This window comes from Kitasatospora sp. NPDC059462 (genome assembly GCF_042749955.1).
GTDB lineage: Bacteria > Actinomycetota > Actinomycetes > Streptomycetales > Streptomycetaceae > Kitasatospora.
This window is the reverse complement of record NZ_JBHYUU010000065.1, coordinates 19,115-37,651: the sequence shown is the minus strand read 5'-3', so window position 1 is coordinate 37,651 and position 18,537 is coordinate 19,115. Positions and strand designations below refer to the sequence as shown.

The following is an 18,537-nucleotide window of genomic DNA, read 5'->3' as shown; positions in this document are numbered from 1 at the left end:
CTCGACCAGGAGCCCGCCGGTTTCGCGGCCGAGCCGCTCGATCGCCAGCAGCGCGGTGGTCGCCGGGCAGTCCAGCAGGATCCGCTCCCACGGCCGGGGACGACGGCGCGGATGCGTTCCCAGCCGCCGCAGATCCGGCTGCCGCAGTGGCGTTCGAGTTCGTCGTAGGGCGCGGTGCGGGTGAAGTCGACGTCCAGCAGCGGGTGGGCCAGGTCGGCGGGGAGCCAGACCCGGTCCACGGCGAGCGGCTCCTCGTCGGCCAGCCGGACGCGTTCGAGGTACACCAGCGGCGTGGACTCCTCCAGGCCCAGCCGGGCGGCGATGACGCCGTCGGCGCGCCGGTCGAGCGCGCGCACGACGCTGCGCTGCACGGCACCGACCTCCTCCACGGCGCGGAACAGGCTGTACGCCTCGCCGACGTCCTGCTCCAGCGGACGGCTCGCGGTGAACCTGGAGGCCAGGCCGCGCTGGGCGCTGACCACGCCCTCCTCGCGGAGGGTGCGCAGGGCCTCGCGGACGGTGTGCCGGCTGACCCGGTACTCGGCGACGAGGTCGTGCTCGCCGGGGAAGACGTCGCGGAACTCCCCCGCGTCGAGCCGGCGCAGCAGGTCGGCGCGCAGCTGCGCCCAGAGCGGGTTGCCCGCGGCGCGGGTGAGGGGCCGGGGGCCGGGCTCGGTGGTCACGGCGCCGTCCTGGGGGTCAGGGGTGGGACGGGTGGTGCGGGGCACGCCATGTATGTTCGTCCCTCCGGGGGGACAGAGCAGGACGCCGGCCGGCATGGCGGCGGCCACCGCGAGCAGGACGAACGCGAAGGCCCGCTGCAGCGCGGCGCCGGAGAGCCGGGCCGCCGGCCGTTTGCCGTCCCAGGCGCCGAGGACGGCGGCGCCCACGAACGGCCCGAAGACCGCCGGGTCGAGGGAGATGCCGGTGACCGTCAGCCGGGTGGCCAGCGCGGCGGCCGAGTTGACGAGCACCACCACCAGACCGGTGCCCACGGCCCTGCGCATCGGCAGCCGGAAGCACGGACACCAGCGCCGGCACCGCGAGGAAGCCGCCGCCGACCCCCAGCAGCCCGGTCACCGCCCCGAGGCCGGCGCCGGCCGCGAGCCTGCCCGGGTACCCGCCGCCCGGGCGCCCGCCCCCGGCCGGGGCGCTCCGGGGCAGGGCTTCCGCCCGCCCCGGGCCGCGTCACGCCGGGTGGACGAGGCGGTTCTCGTAGGCGAAGACCACGGCCTGGATCCGGTCGCGGAGCCCGAGCTTGTGCAGGATCCGCCCCAGGTGGGACTTCACGGTCGCCTCCGCGAGGTGCAGGGCGGCCGCGATCTCGGTGTTGGACAGGCCGCGGCCCACCTGGACGAGCACCTCGCGCTCGCGCGGGGTGAGCCGGTCCAGCCGCTCGTCCCGGCCGGAGCCGCCGCCGGGGATGTGCGGACGGAAGTTCTCCAGCAGCAGCCGGGTCACCCGCGGCGAGACCACCGCGTCGCCCGCCGCCACGCTGCGGATCGCGGTGAGCAGCTCCTCGGGCCTGGTGTTCTTCAGCAGGAAGCCCGAGGCCCCGGCGTTCAGCCCGGCGAAGGCGTACTCGTCGAGGTCGAAGGTGGTGAGGATCAGCACCCGGCTCTGCGGGCAGGTCCGCACGAGCTGCCGGGTGGCCTCGATCCCGTCGGTCCCGGGCATCCGGACGTCCATGAGGACGACGTCGGGCCGCAGCTCCCGGGCCAGGCGCACGGCCTCGGCGCCGTCCGCCGCCTCGCCGACCGGCACCATGTCGGCCCGGCCGTCCAGGACCGTGCTGAAGGCCATCCGCAGCAACGCCTCGTCGTCGGCGATCAGGACGCGGATCGTCATGCCCGCGCCTCCCCGCCGCTGCGCAGGTCCAGACGGGTGGCGACCCCCCAGCCGCCGCCCGGCAGCGGTCCGGCCCGCAGCGTCCCCCCGTAGGCGGCCGCGCGCTCGCGCATCCCGGGGATGCCGTGGCCGGACGGCGTGGCGGCGGGCTCCGCCGGGCGGGGCCCGCTGTCGGTGACGTCCACGGTGACGGCCTCGGCCGAGCACCCCACCCGGACCGTCGCACGGGTGCCGGGGGGCGTGTGCTTGAGCGCGTTGGTCAGGGCCTCCTGCACCAGGCGGTAGACGGTCAGCTGGGCGGTGGCGGGAACGCCGCCGTGCGCACCGTCCACCTCCAGCCGGGTCGGCAGCCCGGCGGCGTCCATCTGGTCGGCGAGCGAGCGCAGTTGGCCGATGCCGGGCAACGGGTGGCGCTGCGCGTCCGGCTCGTCGGTGCGCAGGACGCCCAGCGAGCGCCGCATGTCGGTCAGCGCCTGCCGGCCCGTCTCGGAGATCTGGAGCATCGCGGCGGTCGCCTTCTGCGGCGCACGGTGCTGCGCGTGGACGGCGGCATCGGTGAGCGCGACCATCACGGACAGGTTGTGGGTGACGATGTCGTGCATCTCCCGGGTGATCCGCGTCCGTTCCTCGGCGACGGCCAGCCGCGCCTGCTGCTCCTGTTCCCGCTCCAGGCGCGCGGCCCGTTCCTCCACGGCCGCGAGGTAGGCGCGCGTGGTCCGCACGTTCACCCCGAGGACGGCGGCGGCGACGGCCGTCGCGGTCACCGCCACGAAGGGGGTCAGGAACGCGTCCGCCGGCGCCCAGCGCAGGCAGGCCAGGAGGACCCCCGCCTCCACGACGGCGCCGGCGAGCAGCGTGCCGCGCCGCCCCGAGTGCGCGGCCACCGTGTAGAGCGCCACCAGCAGGGCGACGTCCGCGGGGAGTTGGACGTCCACCAGCCACTGGACCAGGGCCACCGCGGCCACCACGGCGAACACCGTGCGCGGCGCCCGGCGCCGCCACAGCAGGGGCAGGGTGAGGGCGGCCGTCAGGGCAACGGCCGGCGGCAGCCCGGACGGCTCGTGCGTGGTCACGACGTTGGCCAGGAGCAGCGCCGGCACCAGCGCGTCCCACACCACCGGCGGCAGCCGGGAGCCCCAGCGCCGGGCCGCGCCCGGCGGTCGCGCCGGCCGGTCCCGGTGGCGGGCCGGCGGGGCGGTGCGGGCTTCCACGGCCGCCTCGGTCATCACACGTTCCTGTCGGTCGGGCGTCGTCGCGGCCCCGGTCGGGGCCGCCGCCGCGTACGGCCGGAGCCGGGCCCCGGACGGACGGCACCGGCCCCGTACCGGCCGGCGCGCACCGCGGCCCTGTCACGGTAGGCCCACGGTGCGGCGGCGCACATGAGTCCACCGTCGGACGCCGGGGCGGCCGGGTACGACCGCAGGAGGAGTCCCGGTACCGACCGGAGTCGCAGAGCGCCGGCCGTCCGGGCGTGTTCGCCTGCGACCGCGGTGGCACGGAGGGCGGCCCGCAGCGCGTCCGCGGTGTCAGGCGACGGCGCCCCCGGGGCGATGTGGCGGCCCGGCCCCGGCGCCGACGATGACCGGGTGACCGACCTCATCACGGGACTTCAGCTGTCCCCCCTGGAAATCCTCGCCCTGCTGGGCACCCTCGCCCTGGTGGCGGCGCGCTGGCTGCCGCCCGCCGCCCGACCGCCCGTCACCGTCGCGGCCGGCTCGCTCCTCGTGCTGTCCGCGCTGGTGTTGGGCGTGACGGGACTGCGCTGGCAGCTGCTGCCGGTCCTGGCGGGCGGCGCCCTGGCGCTGCCGTTCGCCCTCGCCCCGCTGGTCCGGCGCCGGACCGGCCGGCGCCCGGCGCGGCGGGCCCGCTGGTGGGTGGCGCTGCCGGGATCGCTGGCCTGCGTCGCCCTGACCGCCACCGCCCCGGCCGCCGCCTGGGCCTTCCCGGTCCCGGTGTTCCCCGAGCCGACCGGCCGCTTCGCGGTCGGCACCCGGGTGGTGCAGTGGACCGACCAGGACCGCCCCGAGACCGCCACCCCCGACCCCGGGGACCGGCGCACCGTCGTGGTCCAGCTCTGGTACCCCGCGCAGCACAGTGCGCCCGGCACGCCGCGCGCCCGGTACCTCGGCCGCACGGAGCAGGAGGCGCGCACCGTCGCCGGCGCCCTCGCGCGCTACTCCGGCCTCCCCGGCTTCCTGGTCGACGGCGTCCCGCGGGCCCGCACCCACGCCGTTCCCGACGCCCCGGCGGCCCGCGACGGCGCGCGCTTCCCGGTCGTGCTGTTCTCCCCCGGCCTGGGCGGCGTGCGCACCCAGAACACCGCCTGGGCGGAGGAACTGGCCAGCCACGGCTACGTGGTGGCCGCCCTCGACCACCCGTACGACTCCGCCGCCGTCGTCCTCGCCGACGGCCGGACGATCACCACCGAGGTCGCCTCCACCGGCGACGACGACGAGGACGACCGGCGGGCCGCCGAGACCGCCCGCATCCGGGCCGCGGACCTCGGGTTCGTCCGCACCCGGCTGGTCGGGCTGGACCGGGGCGAGGGCGACGACCCGCTGACCGGCCGGCTGGACACCGGCCGGGCCGCGGTGACCGGCCACTCCCTCGGTGGCGCCGCCGCGCTCCGGGCGGCCCGCCAGGACGCCCGGTTCGCCGCCGTCATCGACCTCGACGGCTACCCGCGCGACCCCGAGCGGCTCCCCTTCCACCAGCCGGCGCTCGCGCTCACCCAGGCCATCGGACCGGGCACCGACGAGCGCTACATCCCCCGGCTGACCGAGGTCCTCACGCTGGACACCACGACGAGCTACCGGCTCACCGTCCCCGGCGCCGCGCACCTCACCTTCATGGACGGCCCGCTGTACCTGCCGCCGGTGCCCTCGCTGGTCGGCTCCCTGGGCCGTACCGAGGGTGCGCGCATCGTCGCCGGCGCCACGCTCGCCTTCCTGGACGCCACCCTGCGGCAGCAGCCCGGTGACCCGGCCGGCGCCCTGTCCTCCTACGGCGAGCTCACCGTCCACCGCCCGGGCACCGGCCCCTGACCGGCCGTCAGCACTGCTCCGCGCCCCGGGCGCCGACGGGCCGTCCGTCCGACGCCTCCGGCCGGCCGGTGGAGCGGACGCTCCGGAACTCGTCGACCGCGGTGTAGTCGTGCGTCGAGCGCGGCCAGAGGAAGGTGATCTGGTCCAGGACGTCCAGCGGCCGGGCGTCGAACAGGGCGAAGACCGCCAGCCGGGTGCCGTCGGCGGTCTCGTCGCGGACGGCCCGGTACCGGTTCCCGGCCGTGTCGCGCACGGTGATCGGGCCGGTGCCGGCTCCGGCGAGGATCAGGGTGACGATCAGGGTGTCCCCGGCGGCCACCGGGCTCCTGACCGGCAGTGACTCGCCGGTGGTGGCGGACGCGTCGAGCGGGGAGGCGGCCACGTTGTCGCTGACCCGGCCGAGGTAGCCGCACCGGTCCGGGAGCCGCGCACCGGCCGGGGGGACCGGTCGCTCGCCGGCCACCGGGACTCCCCCGTCGGCGACCGGGGCGGCGGTCAGGGGCAGGGTCAGCAGGGCGGCGAGCAGACCGCTGACCGACAGCGCGGGCCGCACCAGGCGCCGGCGGGCGAGGCGGAGGCGTCCCGCCCGCCGGTCCGCCCGCCCGGCCCGCCCCGGGACCGGCCCCGGGACCGGCTCCGGGACCGGCTCCGGCTCCGGCTCCGGCACGAGGACGGGGACGGGCGACGGCCCGGCAGCAGCGGGCGGCGCAGGCACCGGTGGCTCGGCAGCGGCGGGCGGGACCGGCGGCTCCGCCGACTGCTGCCGCACCTGGATGCGCTGCCAGGCGGACTGCCAGCGCGCGAGTTCCCCGGCGGGCACCTCGAAGGCGGTGGCGAGCGCCAGCACCCGCTCCAGGGGCGGGAGACGGCTGCGCCGCGGGCTCATGTCCCCCGCGAGGGTACTGCGCGGCAGACCGGTGCGGCGCTCCAGTTCGCGCAGCGACGGGTTGCCGCACCACGCCTTGACCGCCCGCAGCCGGTCCACGAACTCCTGCGGCGTGGTCGCTCCCCCCGGATCGGGCATGGTCGCCGGAGCCTGTTCCGGTAACCGGTCCGGGTCCCCCGTGATGTCCCGCATCTGATCCCCCCTCGGCCGACCGGTTCCCTCGTCCGGTCGCGGCGCGTGCGCCGGGGACCATCCTGGCCAACCCCCACCGGCCGCTCCATGGCGTTCGCTTGGCGTTCTATGATGATCTGTTGTCAGGGGCCCGTCAGGGCCACAGCCTGGGAGTCACGACGGGGGACGCGGTCCCGGCACCCGGCCGTTCGCCCGGCCGCCCCTGCCCTCGTCGTGCCCGCGGATGACCACCCATCGGAGGCGATCATGCTGGGGGACTTCGGAACGCTGCTGCGCCGGTTCCGGCACTCGACCGGGTGGACGCAGGAGGAGCTCGCGGAACGCTCGGGCGTCTCGGCCCACGCGATCAGCGTGCTGGAGTCGGGGCGGCGCCGGCCCCGCCTGTCCTCGGTGGCGCGGCTGGCCACGGCCCTGGGCCTGGCTGCCGCCGACCGTGACCGGCTGCTCTCCGCGGCACGCGGGGAGCCGGAGCCGCGACCCGGCGGGGAACCGGCCGATCACCCGGTTCCCCGGCTGCTGCCGTACGCCGTCGCGGACTTCACCGGACGGCGCGGCGAGGTGGACCGCCTGCTCGCCCTGGCCGCGGGACCGGGCGGCGCCCGGGCCCGGCCGCTGGTGATCTCGGCCATCGACGGCATGGCCGGTGTCGGCAAGACCGCCCTGGCCGTCCACGTCGGGCACGCCCTCGCCGGCCGGTTCCCCGACGGCCAGCTCTTCGTCGACCTGCGCGGCTTCACCCCCGGCCAACGGCCGCTCGACCCGGGCGCGGCGCTGGCGAGCCTGCTCCGGGCGGTCGGCGTCAGCGAGACCGCGCTGCCGTCGGCCACCGAGGAGCGCGCCCAGCTGTGGCGCAGCCGGGCGGCGGACCGGCGCTACCTGGTCGTGCTGGACAACGCCGTCGACACCGAGCAGGTCCGTCCGCTGATCCCCGGCGGCCCGCACTGCCTCGTGCTGGTGACCTCCCGGCGGCGGCTGCCCGGGCTGGACGGCGCCGTCGGCGTCTCCCTGGACGTGCTCGGCCATGACGAGGCCGTGGAGCTGTTCGCCCGGGTCGCCGGCCGGGACCGGGTCGCCGGCCACGCGGCCGTCGTGGACGAGATCGTCACGCTGTGCGGACGGCTGCCGCTGGCGCTGCGGATCGCCGCCGCCCGGCTGGCCCACCACCCCGCCTGGACGCCCGTCGAGTTGCTGCGGCGGATCCGGCGTCCGCAGAAGTTATTGACCGAGCTCTCCCACCACGACCGGAGCGTCGCGGCGGCCTTCGTGGACTCCTACCGCTCCCTCGCCCCGGCGCAGCGGCGCGCGTTCCGGCTGGCGGCGCTGCACCCCGGCGAGGACGTCACCCCGCACGCCCTCGCCGCCCTGGTCGACGCACCGCCGGAGGAGGCCGAGGAGCTCCTGGAGTCGCTGCACCACCACCATCTGCTGATCGAGCACACGGCCTTCCGGTACACCTTCCACGACCTGCTGCGCGCCTTCGCCGGTGAACTGCTGGCCCGGGAGGAGTCCGAGCCCCTCCGGCGCGCCGCGCTCGTCCGGCTGTTCGACCACTACCGGCACTCCGCCGCCTCGGCGATGGACCTGCTGGCCCCGCTGGAACGGCGGCACCGACCGCGCCCGCCCGCGCCCGCCGGCACCCCCCTGGTCCTCGCCGACCCGGCGGACGCGGCGGACTGGCTCGCCCGGGAACAGGCCAACCTGCTGGCGCTCACCCGGCACGCCGCCGACGCCGGCCTGCCGCGGTACGCGGCCGACCTGCCGGCGATCCTCTGGCGCCACCTCAAGCGCCGCATGCCCGCCCACGAGGCACGCGGGCTGGGCGTCAGTGCCCTGCGGGCCGCCCGGCAGCTCGGCGAGCCGGCCGGCGAGGCCGCCGCGCTGCGGCACCTCGGGCTGGTCCACTACCAGCTCGGCGAGCTCCCGCAGGCGCTCGACCTCCTCCACCGGGCCCTGGAGATCCGGCGGAGCACCGGGGACCGCAACGGCGAGGCCCACGTCCTGACCAACCTGGGCCTCGCCCTGGCCCGGACGGGCCGTCTGGAGGAGGCCCTCGACCACCAGCGTCGGGCGCTGCGGCTCGGCCGCGAGCTGCCCGAGCCGGCGGTCGAGGCGATCGCCCTGATCAACCTCGGCCCCGTCCTGACCGGGCTCGGACGGATGACGGAGGCCCTGGAGCACCATCGCGAGGCGCTGGAGTTCCAGCGGCGGGCCGGCAACCGCCTCGGCGTGGCCATCGCGCTCAACCAGCTCGGCGAGCACCAGCAGAAGCTGCACCGCCACCCGGAGGCCCTCGACCTGTACCAGGAGGCCCTGGAGCTGCTCCGGGACCTCGGTGACACCTTCGGCCAGGCCGAGTCGCACACCCTGCTCGGCGACGCCCTGCTGGCCATGGACGCTCCGGCGAGCGCCCTGCGGCACTACCGGGCCGCGTTCGAGTTCCTGCCGCACACCGGTGAGCGGTACAACCTGGGCCGCATCCACCTCGGGCTGGCGCGCGCGCACCGGCGTCTGGGCGAGCCCGACGCCGCCCGCGAGCACGCCCGGCAGGCGGTCGGGATCCACACCGCCCTCGGCGTGCCGGAGGCGGACGAGGCCCGGGCCCTGCTCGACGCGCTGTCGCGGTGACCGGGTGGTGTCCCGGGCCGGGCTGTCGCGGGGCCGGCCTGTCCCGGCCCCGGGCTCAGGTGACCGGGACGCACACCTGCCGGCCGGTCGTGCGGCTCAGCAGACACCCGGTCAGCTCGTCGCCCGTCCCCACCACGACCACCTGGACGCCGTTGCCCAGGGGGCCCGAGACGTACCGGGTCGAGGTGGTCGTGTCGATGACGGTGAGCGTGCACGTGTCGTTGTCGACGGTCGACCGGACGACGACGCCGCCGCCCGTGAGCGTCAGACGCACCGAGCATCCGCCGTTGACGACGGTCGTGCCGCCGCCGATCGGGACGGCGCGGGCCGAGGTTGTGGCGCCCGGGCCGAGGGCGGCCACGGCGAGGGCGACGGCCGCCGAACGCCCGGCGGTGGTGATGATGCGCACCGTGCTCCTCCTGTCGCGAGGTCGGGCCCCGGCCGCGGAACCGGCCGGGGCGGGAACCGGGTCACCGGGCCGAGCAGCGGGAGGGGCCGCGAGGGCCCGCTCCCACCACGCTCGTCGCACCGTGCTCCGGCTCAGTTGATCGGGCCGCACGCCCAGGTGTTGTTGTTGGCCGTGTCGATCAGGCACGCCTCCAGGCTCTGGCCCGGCCCGTCGTACCACCACTGGGACGGGTTGCTGCTGGGGGTCGCACCCGCGGGGCCCAGCCACTTCCAGGCGTTGCGGTCGAACACGCCGAACAGACAGTGGCCGGGATTGGCGGTCGGAATGATCCTCATGTAGTCGTGGTGGTCGCTCATGAGCTGGACGTCCTCGATCGCCACGCAGCCGCCGGTACCGAAGGCCCACTGCCCCTCGGCGGTCTGGGACGCCGACGCGGTCCCGACCCCGATCACGCCCGTCGCCACGGTGGCGATCGCGGCGGCGACGACGCGTTTGCCGGTCCTGGTGAATCGCATGGTGCTCCTCCGAACAGTCGGCTCCGCCCCGGGATCGGCCCCGGGAACACCCCGAACCTCAGCAGCCGGCGCGGTGCGGAACAACGGGTCGGGCCCCGTCTCGGACACTCCCGGACGCTTCCGGACGCCCTCGGGACGCCCTCGGGACGCCACTGGACGTCCCGAGGGCGGCCCGGCTAGCGGTTCCGGGCCCTGCGCCGGCGGAGCTCCACGAGGGCCCAGCCGAGGGCGACGCAGGCCACCGACGCGACGGCCAGCGGGACGACCTGGTCCTGGCCGGTACTGGCGAGGTGCGCGCCGGGCGCGGCGGTGGGCGCCCCCGGTGCACGCGGTGCGCCCGGCGTCGTCGGCGCCACCGGGGTCACCGCCGCGGCCGGTGCCGCCGGGGTCGCCGGGGTCGTCGCCGCCACCGGTGCCGGCGTCGTCGGCGTCACCGGCGCTTCCGTCGGCGTCGGCGACGGGGCCGCCGTCGGCGTGGGCACGGGCAGCAGCCGGTTGACCACGGTCACCGACACCCCGGCGTCGAGGTTCCCGGAGTCCAGCACCAGCGGACCGGACACCGGATCGTCCGGAGCCGCGTAGCCCCGGGGCGGGCCGACCTCCTGCCAGTAGTACGTCCCCGGTTCGACCGTGGCCGTGCAGACGCCGTCGGCCCCGGTCGTGCAGGGTTCACCGACCCGGGTGTCGGGCGCCGTCCCGGAGGTCTGCGCCCCGTCGGTGCCGTTCGTCTCCCGCCACAGCGCGAACTCCGCCCCGGCCAGCGGCTTTCCGTCCTGGTCGTGCTTGACCAGGCGTACCGCGCCCTCCTGCCGGCGGAAGCCGAGGTCGAGGGTGTGGTCGTTCTCGCCCGGCCCGCCGGTGGTCAGCGTCCGTTCCGGGTAGCGGGCGCCCGGCGGGACGATGCCCTTGGAGTCCACGAAGCGGTTGTCCCCGACGCCCGCCTCGGTCGGCACCCACCGGTACAGCGGCCCGCCCGGCGCGTAGTCCGCCGGGTTGTCCATCCGGATCGTGTACGTGGTCCCCGGTTTCAGGCCTCCGGGCACGTTCGAGTCGTCGAAGTAGTACTCACCGCGCGCGGTCGTCCTCGTCGAGGCGACCGGCTTGCCGGACTCGTCGTAGAGGTTGACGGTGGCACCGGGCACCGGCAGCTGGCTCGGGCTCTGCACGCCCCGGCGCTCGGCGTCGTACCAGACCCGGTTGCCGATCTGCAGCGGCGCCTGGTCGCAGAGCACCTCCAGGTCGCCCATCGAGGCGCCCTTGCCGAAGGCGGGCCTGGCGGTCGAGGTGTTCAGGCCCAGACCGGAACCGGCGGCCCTGGTCCCGTCACGCTTGGTGAACATCGTGCCGACGACCCACGCCGTGTCGGTCGGGTCCACCGCCGAGATCGCGACGGAGTCCTCCACCTTCGACAGCGCCATGCCCGCGTAGGCCGCGTTCGGGTGGTAGCCCTGGTAGGTGCCCACGCTGAAGAACCTGGTCCCGCGCGTGGTCGACCCGCAGCCGAGGTTGGTGTCCATCACGTACCCGCCCTCGGAGCGGCACGCCTTGTTCAGGTCACCCCCGGAGGCGAAGCTGTGGTAGGTCGTGGGGTCCCCGGTGCGCGGGAACGCCGTCGCCTTGTCGGTGTGCCGGTCGCGGAAGGCCAGCAGCATGGAGCCGTCGGTCTCGAAGGCGATCTCGGCCAGCTCGGGCTCGGGGTTGGCGTAGAAGCCGGTGCCGGTGCAGGCCTTGCCGTTCTGCTCGGCGGGGATGGTGTCCGTCCACGGGAACCAGCCCGCCCCCGGGCAGAGGCCCTTGGCACTGATCTCGCGGGGGTAATCGAGCGGCTGGTCCAGCACCGCCGGGCCGAAGGCCCCGGTCGCCGGGTCGAAGGGCAGGACGACCGCGCGCAGGTCCGAGACCTTCCCGGTCGACTCGCCCGAACAGACACCGCCGAGGTAGCCGACGCCGTCCTGCATGCCCAGGCCGAACGGACGCCAGTCCACCGGCGAGGGGCAGCCCGGGTCCGGCACGGCGTAGGAGGCCTCCGGCGCCGCCGCGGTCGCCGCGGTCGCGTCGTAGCGGTACAGCCGGCGGTTGTTGAGGTTGACCACGAACAGGTCGCGGCCGTCCTCGGAGACCTTCAGGGCGCCGAGGCTCTCCTTGCCCGGCGCCGCGAGGAAGGCGTCGTCGGCGGCGCCGACGCCGTGCACCGACGCCCCGGCGTCCGGGACGGTGGTGAACAGCGACGTCGTCCTGCCCGTGACGTCCATGACGTAGACCGCGCCGGGACCGCCGGGGCCGTACGCCGTGTCCCGCTTGGCCAGCGCCGAACTGAACAGCCGCTTCCCGGGCTTGCTCCACCCGATGCCGTAGACGGTGCCGGTCTCGGCGTTCGTGGAGAGGTCGGTCGTGTCCGTGTTCTCGCCGCGCGCGCCGTAGGGGAACGTCACCAGCGTGCGCGGGTTCTTCGTCTCGTTCGTCGCGGGCTGGCAGGCCGTGACCAGCGGCGCGTTCTTCTGGCAGTAGTCGCCGGGGTTCCACAGGCCCGTGGTGAGGGCGACGTTCCGGCCGCCGCCGAGGTCCACGAACTCCTCGTTGCTGCTCAGCCGGTCGGGTCCACCGTCCAGGCCCTCCCGCGACGCGAACGCCGGGAACAGCACACCCGGCTTCGGGTTCACCACCTGCACCCGGTACCTGCCGCCGGCGGACCGGGCCGGGCCCGGCGTCAGGGTGACCGTGCCGTCGGCGGCCGTCACTCCGCTGGTCCGGGCCCCGTCGTCGCCGGTGAGGGTCACCGTGACCCCGCCGATGCCCGGTTCCAGCACCGGGCTCCACACTCCGGTGGTGCCGACCGCCCGCACCACCCGCACCGTCACCGAGCCGTCCCCGGCCTGCGGGTACGCCGCCGGAGCCGCCAGCATCGAGCAGCTGCCGGTCCCCAGGGCCAGCACGGCGACCCGCACCGCCCACCGCCGGCCCGGCCCGCGTGCGGCGCCGTTCATCTCTTCACTTGTTGCTGTCATTCCCGCTCTCATCGTTCAGGCGATGATCCGCCTTCGTGGGCCGAAGCCTAGGGCAGTCCCGACAAGCGGGTGATCATGGAGCGGAATTGACGCCGATTCATCTCTGCGGCAGCTGCGCCGGCGTCCGCGATTCCGTGTCGCGCCACTCGCGCGGCGAGAGGCCGTAGGCGGCCTTGAAGGAGCGGCTGAAGTGCGAGGCGTTGGCGAAGCCCCAGTGGTGGGCGACGGCCGCGATGCTGCTGCCCCGCTCCTGCCGGCCGCCCAGGGCGCGGCGGCACTGCTCCAGACGGCGCTGCTGGATCCAGCGGCGGACGGTGAGCCCCTCCCGTTCGAAGAGCTTGTGCAGGTACCGCACGGACATGTGGTGGTGGCGGGCGATGGCCTCCGGGGTGAGCTCCCGGTCGGTCAGGTGCTCGCCGATGTGGGCCTGGATCCGCAGCAGGGTCGCCCGGGGGGCGTCGGGCGTGTCCCGCGGATCGACGCCGAGGTGCTCGTCGGCGAGCGTCCGGATCAGGTTCACCGCGTGGCGGGCGACCGACGCCCCCACCTGCGGCCGGTAGGCGTCCGCCGTGTCGGCGAGGTGGGACAGGAGCGGCGGAACCAGCCGGCCGAGCGGCGAGTCGGCGCCGAGCGGCCGCGCGGTGATCCGCCGCAGCTCGGACTCGCCCAGCCCCAGCGCCCGGCGGGGCAGTACCAGGGACTCGGTGCGGAACCGCTCGGGCACGGTCAGCCGGACCGGCCGCGCCATGTCGTACACGAAGAGCCGGCCGGCCTCCAGGCAGGCGTCCCGGGCGTCCTGCTCGACGCGCACGGCACCCCGGCTGAGGAACTTGACGACCACGAACTCCTCGTTGTCACTGCCCGCGATGAGCCGCCGGGTCCGCTGCGCCTGATGGGGATCCCCCTCCACGGTGACGACCTGGAGCGGGCCCAGCAGCGAGGTGCGTATCGAGCCGTGCCGGACCTCCTCGGGCACCTTCATGTCCACCGATCCGAACGTCCGCGAGAGCGCCTCACGCCAGTACGCCCGCCGGCCCGACACCGGCAGCCCCTCGGTCGTGTAGTGCGCAGCCCCGTCTGCGGGCGCCGCCCCCGACGTCTCCAACGACACGCTGCTCCGCTCCTCACCCTCGTCGGCCCGCAGGTCCGGGCCCGTGCGAGCCGCATCATGCCACCGGAGGAGGGCCCGGGAGCCGCGTTCACCGCAGCCCCGCCCGCCGGCCGGCCGCCTTGCACGGCGGGCCGGTCGCACCGACGCCGGGCCCCCCGGCGGCCCTCGCCGGCCCCGCCCGGGACAGCGGCGGGCGGAACCCGTGCACGCAGACGAAGGACCACTGCACGCACGGGCAAGTCGGCCGCGCCGACACCCCGGGCTGCGGACACGGGACGCGTGCGCGCTCAGGACGACGGCGACACCGAGCTGATGCAACCCTGCTGCGTCCGGCTCTTCACCGGCGGCGACCTCGGCGACGCCCTCCTCGTCCGGGACGCGAAGGGGGCCGGCTTCGACGCCGCGCGCTCGATCGGGATCGAGCCCCTCCTCGGCCGCGGACCCGGACCGACCAGGGCCCACCTCGCCGCCCACCCCTCGCCGTCCGCGCCGGCGGCACTGGAACGGCTCGACGCGCTCGCGCCGCGGGGCGCGTTCGAGAGCTGCGGACCGACCCCTGCGACCGGTGGTGCGCGAGGGAGGTAGGTTGGCCGGTCATGACGGCCTTTCGCATGGGTGTGATGTTCGACCGTTCCTGGGACCCCGCCGGGCTGCCCGCCTTCGCGCGGGAGGCCGAGGCACTGGGGGTGGACGACCTGTGGGTCGTCGAGGACCTGGGGTGGAACGGCGGGGTCTCGGCGGCGGCGGTGGCGCTCGGGGCGAGCGAGCGGCTGCGGGTCGGCATCGGGATCGCACCGGCACCGCTGCGCAGTCCCGCGCTGCTGGCGATGGAGGTGGCCACCCTGGCCCGGGTCTTCCCCGGCCGGCTGGTGGCCGGGATCGGCCACGGCGTGCGGGAGTGGATGCGTCAGGCCGGCGTGGCGCCGCGCTCACCGCTGGCGCTGCTGGAGGAGGCCCTCACCGCGGTGCGGGGCCTGCTGCGCGGCGAGCGCGTCACCGTGGACGGACGTGAACTGCAGCTCGACGGAGTGCAGTTGGTCCACCCGCCCGCGCCGGACGCGATTCCCCCGGTGATCGCGGGCGTCGTCTCGCCCAAGTCCCTGGAACTGGCCGGCCGGGCCGCGCAGGGCACGCTCGTGGCCGAGGGCCACGGCCCGGAGGACCTCCGCGCGGTCCGCGCCGCGGCCGAGCGCGGCGGCGCGGGCCCGGACCACACGGTCACCGTGTTCACCTTCCTCGGCGTGGGGGACGCGGCGGCCGCCGCCCTGCGGGAGGCCGTCGCCGGGCACGCGCGGTGGCTGGGGCGCGACGAGGCCGCGACCTTCGCGGCCGGGGGCACGGCGGCCGAGGCCGCGGCAGCGCTCCAGGAGCTCGGCGAGGCGGGCGCGCAGACGGTGGTGGTCCGGATCTGCGGCCCGGATCCCCTCGGTCAGCTGCGCGAGCTGATGACGGCGCCGGCCGGCGGCGCAGGCGTGCGGCGCACCCGGCCGAACTCCACCACACCCCCGGCCCGCCGGGCTCCGGACGCCCCGACGGCCCCGGTGCCGGAGTCCGCCGGGGCGTAGCGGACGAGGGTCCCCCGGCCGCGAACACCCGCGTGCCCCGCCGGGCCGAGGGACGGGAGGGTGGTTCGCCGCGGGGACGCCACGGTCACGGCGGGTCCGGCGCGCGGGTCCGCCGCCCCGGGCCGGACCGACGAGCGGGGCGGGCGGCTGGTGGCGGAGCCGGAGGCGGCGCGCGGCGCCGCCTCCTGACCCCGCGGGCCGGTGTCCGATCAGCCGGCGAACCGCCAGACGTGGTCGTCGTAGCCGTCGTAGACGCCGCCGCGCCACGAGCTGTCGTAGCAGGTGTACACGGTCAGGGGCAGGTCGTTGGCCCGGTCGCTGAGGTCGCCGGCCCAGCCGGCGACGTCCAGACAGAGGCCGTTCTTGTAGTTGACGACCTCGTAGCCCCCGTTGCCGACCACGTCGACGAGGTACCACTCCTGGTTGTCGTACTCGGGGTTGGCGTTGCAGGTGTAGACGGACACCCGGGCGCCGAGCGGGGCGGCGCCGTAGTCGGGCAGGTCGAGGCAGTAGCCGCTCTTGTCGTTGGCGAACTGGTAGAGCGGCCGCCCGTCGACCGTGCGGGTCCGCTCCAGCCTCCACATCTGGTTGTCCCACCGGCCGGTCTGGCAGGAGTACTGGCTGACGGGGGTGTCCAGCGGGTTCCACAAGTAGCCCGGCAGGTCCACGCACTTCGCCGTGGTGACGTTGTAGAGCGCGATGGTCTGCAGGTACGTCGCCGCGTGCGCGTCGGACGCGAACGTGAACGGGAGCAGCGCCGCGGCACCGGCGGCGAGCAGGCGGAGGGCTTTGGGCATCGGCATGAGGATTCCCCCATCGTGGGTGGTCGGAGCGGGAATTCCGCGCGTGTGCTGCCCGGCTCCGGGGAGCCGCGGCCGGGCACGAGGATAGGGAATCGAACGTCGCACGAACCGCCGAAGGTCCGACGAAGGCCGAAAACGACCGCGCGGCCGGAAGGCTGCGGTGATCCGGGTGCACCGCGGACGGGGCGGCACCGCGGACGGGGCCGGCGCGGCGCTGTGGTGGCGGCCACCACCATCGGGGGTGCAACTGTGGTACCGCGGGACGTGTGCCCGTCATCCCCGGGTTCCTAGCGTGGCGGCCATGGAAAACATCGAGAGCACCGGCGGCCCGGCCGCCGCCCCGGACGGCCGCTTCCTGGCCGGGCGGAAGGTCCTGGTGACGGGTGCGGCCGGCGGCATCGGCCGGGCGTGCGCGGCCGCCTTCGCCGCGGCGGGCGCGCACGTGTACGTCGTCGACCTGGCGGGCGCCGCCGCGAAGGACCTCGCGGAGGAGCTCGGCGGCACGGCCCACGTGGTCGACCTGTCGGATCCGGAGGCGGTGGACACCCTCCCGGACGACGCCGACGTCGTGGTGAACAACGCCGGGCTCCAGTACGTGGCGCCGATCCACGACTTCCCGGTCGAACGCTTCGCGCTGATCCAGCGGGTGATGGTCGAGGCGCCGTTCCGGATCGTCCGGCGCACCCTGCCGCACATGTACGAGCGCGGCTGGGGGCGCATCGTCAACATCTCCTCGGTGCACGGACTGCGGGCGAGCGCCTTCAAGTCCGCGTACGTGACCGCCAAGCACGCCCTGGAGGGGTTCAGCAAGGTCGCCGCCCTGGAGGGCGCGCCGCACGGCGTGACCAGCAACTGCATCAACCCCGGCTATGTGCGCACCCCCCTGGTGGAGGACCAGATCGCCGGACAGGCCGCCGCGCACGGCATCCCGGCCGACGAGGTGGTGGAGCGGATCATGCTCGACCGCACCGCGATCAAGCGGCTCATCGAGCCCGAGGAGGTCGCCCGGGCCGCCCTGTTCCTCTGCGGCCCGCACGCGGGCTTCATCACCGGCACGTCCCTCCCGCTGGACGGGGGCTGGACCGCCCGCTGACGCGTTCCGCGGCAACCGCGTCCTGGCCAGGTGGCCGGTGCCCACAGCGGGACGCCCGAGGTGGCTGCCACCGACATAGGGAGGGGACCCCGCCGTTCATAGGGTGTCACGCACTGGACCCCGGCGTGGAGGAGTGAACGCGACATGTGGAGAAGCGGACGTGGGAGGCGCAGCGGCTTCGGCGGGCTGCTCGCGAGCGTGCTCGCGCTGGTCGGCGCGGTCCTCCCGGCGGGGCCGGCCTCGGCGGCGGTGCCGGCCCATCTGACGCTGGAGGCGACCTACAGCAGCGTCGCCAACGGCTGGGACCGCGTCGAGCGCTACCTCGACACCACGCCCGGCTTCAAGCAGGAGCAGTACCCGCCGGACGGCCGCGGCAACCAGGACGGCCAGCGGCTCACCTTCTTCGGCGGCGTCAAGCAGCCCTACTCCGGCCGCTTCCTGCTCTACTCCGCGCCGGGCTGGAACACCGGCGCCCACCAGGTCCCGGTGCTGCTGGTGCACGGCGCCAACGACAACCCCGACCGGGCCTGGGCCAACCCCGGTGAGTCCGGCGGCTACGGCTGCGGCTCCCTCTCGTGCCCGAACACCGGGCTGATGCAGTACCTGTCCGGGCGGGGCTACCGGGTCTTCGCGGTCGGCTTCGCGCACAAGCAGGGCGACAACCTGATGCAGGCCCAGGCGGTCGGCGACGCCGTCGCGCTGATCCGCGCCAAGCTCGGCGTCCCCCAGGTGGACGTGGTGGGCTGGAGCAAGGGCGAGATGTCCGCACGCTCCTACGTCTCCTCGGTCAAGCCCTCCTGGGGCCGGCCGTACGCGGGCGACGTCCGCAAGCTGGTCACCGTCGGCGGCCCGAACGGCGGCTACGACTACCCCTTCGCGCACGGCTGGGCGCACGACTTCTCCATCTGGCCGCAGTGCGGCGGCCAGGTCAACGCCCCCGCGCCGCACCTGCGGATGACCTGCTACGGCACCTACACCGCGCACCCGGAGTTCTCCTTCGCCCCCTCGGGCGGCTACGACGTCTACCCCGGGCAGCGGCAGATGCTGGCCCGCTGGGACTCGGCGGTCGGCATCGACCAGACCCAGCAGGACTGGTACACCACCTACTACGGCGGGCAGGGCTTCTACACCGACGGCGGCGGCATCCAGGCCGCGATCGACGCCGGCTCGCTGATCGCCCCGCTGCACCAGGCCGGGGTGCCCGCCTCGGTGACGACCTACCTCATGGCGGGCGGCGCGCCCAGCGTCGTCGGCATCTTCAACGAGAACCGCGCGCCCAGCGACGGCGTGGTCTTCGTGGCCAGCGCCCTGGACACCACCGGCATCGCCACCGTCGGCGGCACCGCGCTGATCACCCTCGCCAACCACCTGCAACTCGGCTGGGACGGCGCGGCGAACGCGCAGCTCGCCGGCTGGCTGAACTGAGAACGGGATCCGCCCC

15 protein-coding genes and 1 pseudogene are annotated in these 18,537 nt (G+C 75.7%); 6 read left to right on the top strand and 10 right to left on the bottom strand.

The genetic code is table 11. The features are described from left to right. From ACFXAM_RS18550 to ACFXAM_RS18535, 4 genes and pseudogenes are all read right to left on the bottom strand, one after another. Positions 1 to 779 (bottom strand): GntR family transcriptional regulator (locus ACFXAM_RS18550; RefSeq protein ID WP_380292443.1); only part of this gene is annotated, 779 nt, incomplete at its 3' end. Beyond that, positions 777 to 1,155, bottom strand: a pseudogene (locus ACFXAM_RS18545) (TSUP family transporter); the annotation flags it as partial. The gene ACFXAM_RS18550 and the pseudogene ACFXAM_RS18545, both read right to left, overlap by 3 nt. A gap of 33 nt (positions 1,156 to 1,188) precedes the next feature. Then, on the bottom strand, positions 1,189 to 1,848 hold the full coding sequence (locus ACFXAM_RS18540) for a response regulator (protein ID WP_380292437.1): 660 nt from the start codon (positions 1,846 to 1,848) through the stop codon (positions 1,189 to 1,191). Continuing rightward, complete coding sequence (locus tag ACFXAM_RS18535) at positions 1,845 to 3,074, bottom strand: sensor histidine kinase (protein ID WP_380292435.1); 1,230 nt, start codon at positions 3,072 to 3,074, stop codon at positions 1,845 to 1,847. The genes ACFXAM_RS18540 and ACFXAM_RS18535 overlap by 4 nt, the downstream gene beginning before the upstream one ends. Before the next feature lie 324 nt (positions 3,075 to 3,398). On the opposite strand from ACFXAM_RS18535, the gene ACFXAM_RS18530 reads away from it, so the two are divergent. Beyond that, on the top strand, positions 3,399 to 4,892 hold the full coding sequence (locus ACFXAM_RS18530; protein WP_380292441.1) for an alpha/beta hydrolase family protein: 1,494 nt from the start codon (positions 3,399 to 3,401) through the stop codon (positions 4,890 to 4,892). A gap of 7 nt (positions 4,893 to 4,899) precedes the next feature. Here ACFXAM_RS18530 and ACFXAM_RS18525 read toward each other — a convergent pair whose 3' ends face one another. Continuing rightward, a complete protein-coding gene (locus ACFXAM_RS18525) occupies positions 4,900 to 5,970 on the bottom strand; it encodes a helix-turn-helix domain-containing protein (RefSeq protein ID WP_380292433.1) in 1,071 nt (356 codons plus the stop codon). Positions 5,971 to 6,216: 246 nt separating this feature from the next. On the opposite strand from ACFXAM_RS18525, the gene ACFXAM_RS18520 reads away from it, so the two are divergent. Further along, complete coding sequence (locus ACFXAM_RS18520) at positions 6,217 to 8,595, top strand: ATP-binding protein (RefSeq protein ID WP_380292431.1); 2,379 nt, start codon at positions 6,217 to 6,219, stop codon at positions 8,593 to 8,595. Positions 8,596 to 8,650: 55 nt separating this feature from the next. Here ACFXAM_RS18520 and ACFXAM_RS18515 read toward each other — a convergent pair whose 3' ends face one another. The 4 genes from ACFXAM_RS18515 to ACFXAM_RS18500 all read right to left on the bottom strand — a co-directional run bounded on the left by ACFXAM_RS18515 (position 8,651) and on the right by ACFXAM_RS18500 (position 13,635). Further along, complete coding sequence (locus ACFXAM_RS18515) at positions 8,651 to 9,004, bottom strand: hypothetical protein (protein ID WP_380292429.1); 354 nt, start codon at positions 9,002 to 9,004, stop codon at positions 8,651 to 8,653. Between the two features lie 131 nt (positions 9,005 to 9,135). Further along, positions 9,136 to 9,519, bottom strand: a complete 384-nt coding sequence (locus ACFXAM_RS18510) for a hypothetical protein (RefSeq protein WP_380292427.1) — start codon at positions 9,517 to 9,519, stop codon at positions 9,136 to 9,138. Positions 9,520 to 9,695: 176 nt separating this feature from the next. Next, the gene (locus tag ACFXAM_RS18505) at positions 9,696 to 12,503 is read right to left on the bottom strand and encodes an SdrD B-like domain-containing protein (RefSeq protein ID WP_380292425.1); all 2,808 of its coding nucleotides are present in this window, start codon (positions 12,501 to 12,503) and stop codon (positions 9,696 to 9,698) included. A gap of 118 nt (positions 12,504 to 12,621) precedes the next feature. Next, positions 12,622 to 13,635 carry a helix-turn-helix domain-containing protein gene (locus tag ACFXAM_RS18500; RefSeq protein ID WP_380292423.1) on the bottom strand — a complete coding sequence of 338 codons (1,014 nt, stop codon included), beginning with the start codon at positions 13,633 to 13,635 and terminating at the stop codon, positions 12,622 to 12,624. Positions 13,636 to 13,914: 279 nt separating this feature from the next. Between ACFXAM_RS18500 and ACFXAM_RS18495 the strand changes: the two genes are divergently transcribed. Both ACFXAM_RS18495 and ACFXAM_RS18490 read left to right on the top strand, forming a co-directional pair. Next, on the top strand, positions 13,915 to 14,220 hold the full coding sequence (locus ACFXAM_RS18495; RefSeq protein ID WP_380292421.1) for a hypothetical protein: 306 nt from the start codon (positions 13,915 to 13,917) through the stop codon (positions 14,218 to 14,220). Positions 14,221 to 14,231: 11 nt separating this feature from the next. Continuing rightward, complete coding sequence (locus ACFXAM_RS18490) at positions 14,232 to 15,200, top strand: LLM class flavin-dependent oxidoreductase (RefSeq protein ID WP_380292419.1); 969 nt, start codon at positions 14,232 to 14,234, stop codon at positions 15,198 to 15,200. Between the two features lie 209 nt (positions 15,201 to 15,409). On the opposite strand, the gene ACFXAM_RS18485 is transcribed toward ACFXAM_RS18490, so the two are convergent. Continuing rightward, the gene (locus ACFXAM_RS18485; protein ID WP_380292417.1) at positions 15,410 to 15,997 is read right to left on the bottom strand and encodes an RICIN domain-containing protein; all 588 of its coding nucleotides are present in this window, start codon (positions 15,995 to 15,997) and stop codon (positions 15,410 to 15,412) included. 307 nt (positions 15,998 to 16,304) lie between these two features. On the opposite strand from ACFXAM_RS18485, the gene ACFXAM_RS18480 reads away from it, so the two are divergent. Continuing rightward, positions 16,305 to 17,096: a 3-hydroxybutyrate dehydrogenase gene (locus tag ACFXAM_RS18480; RefSeq protein ID WP_380292415.1), complete on the top strand. Its 792-nt coding sequence runs from the start codon at positions 16,305 to 16,307 to the stop codon at positions 17,094 to 17,096. A 144-nt stretch (positions 17,097 to 17,240) separates the two neighbouring features. Further along, on the top strand, positions 17,241 to 18,521 hold the full coding sequence (locus ACFXAM_RS18475) for an esterase/lipase family protein (protein ID WP_380292413.1): 1,281 nt from the start codon (positions 17,241 to 17,243) through the stop codon (positions 18,519 to 18,521). Positions 18,522 to 18,537 lie beyond the last annotated feature (16 nt).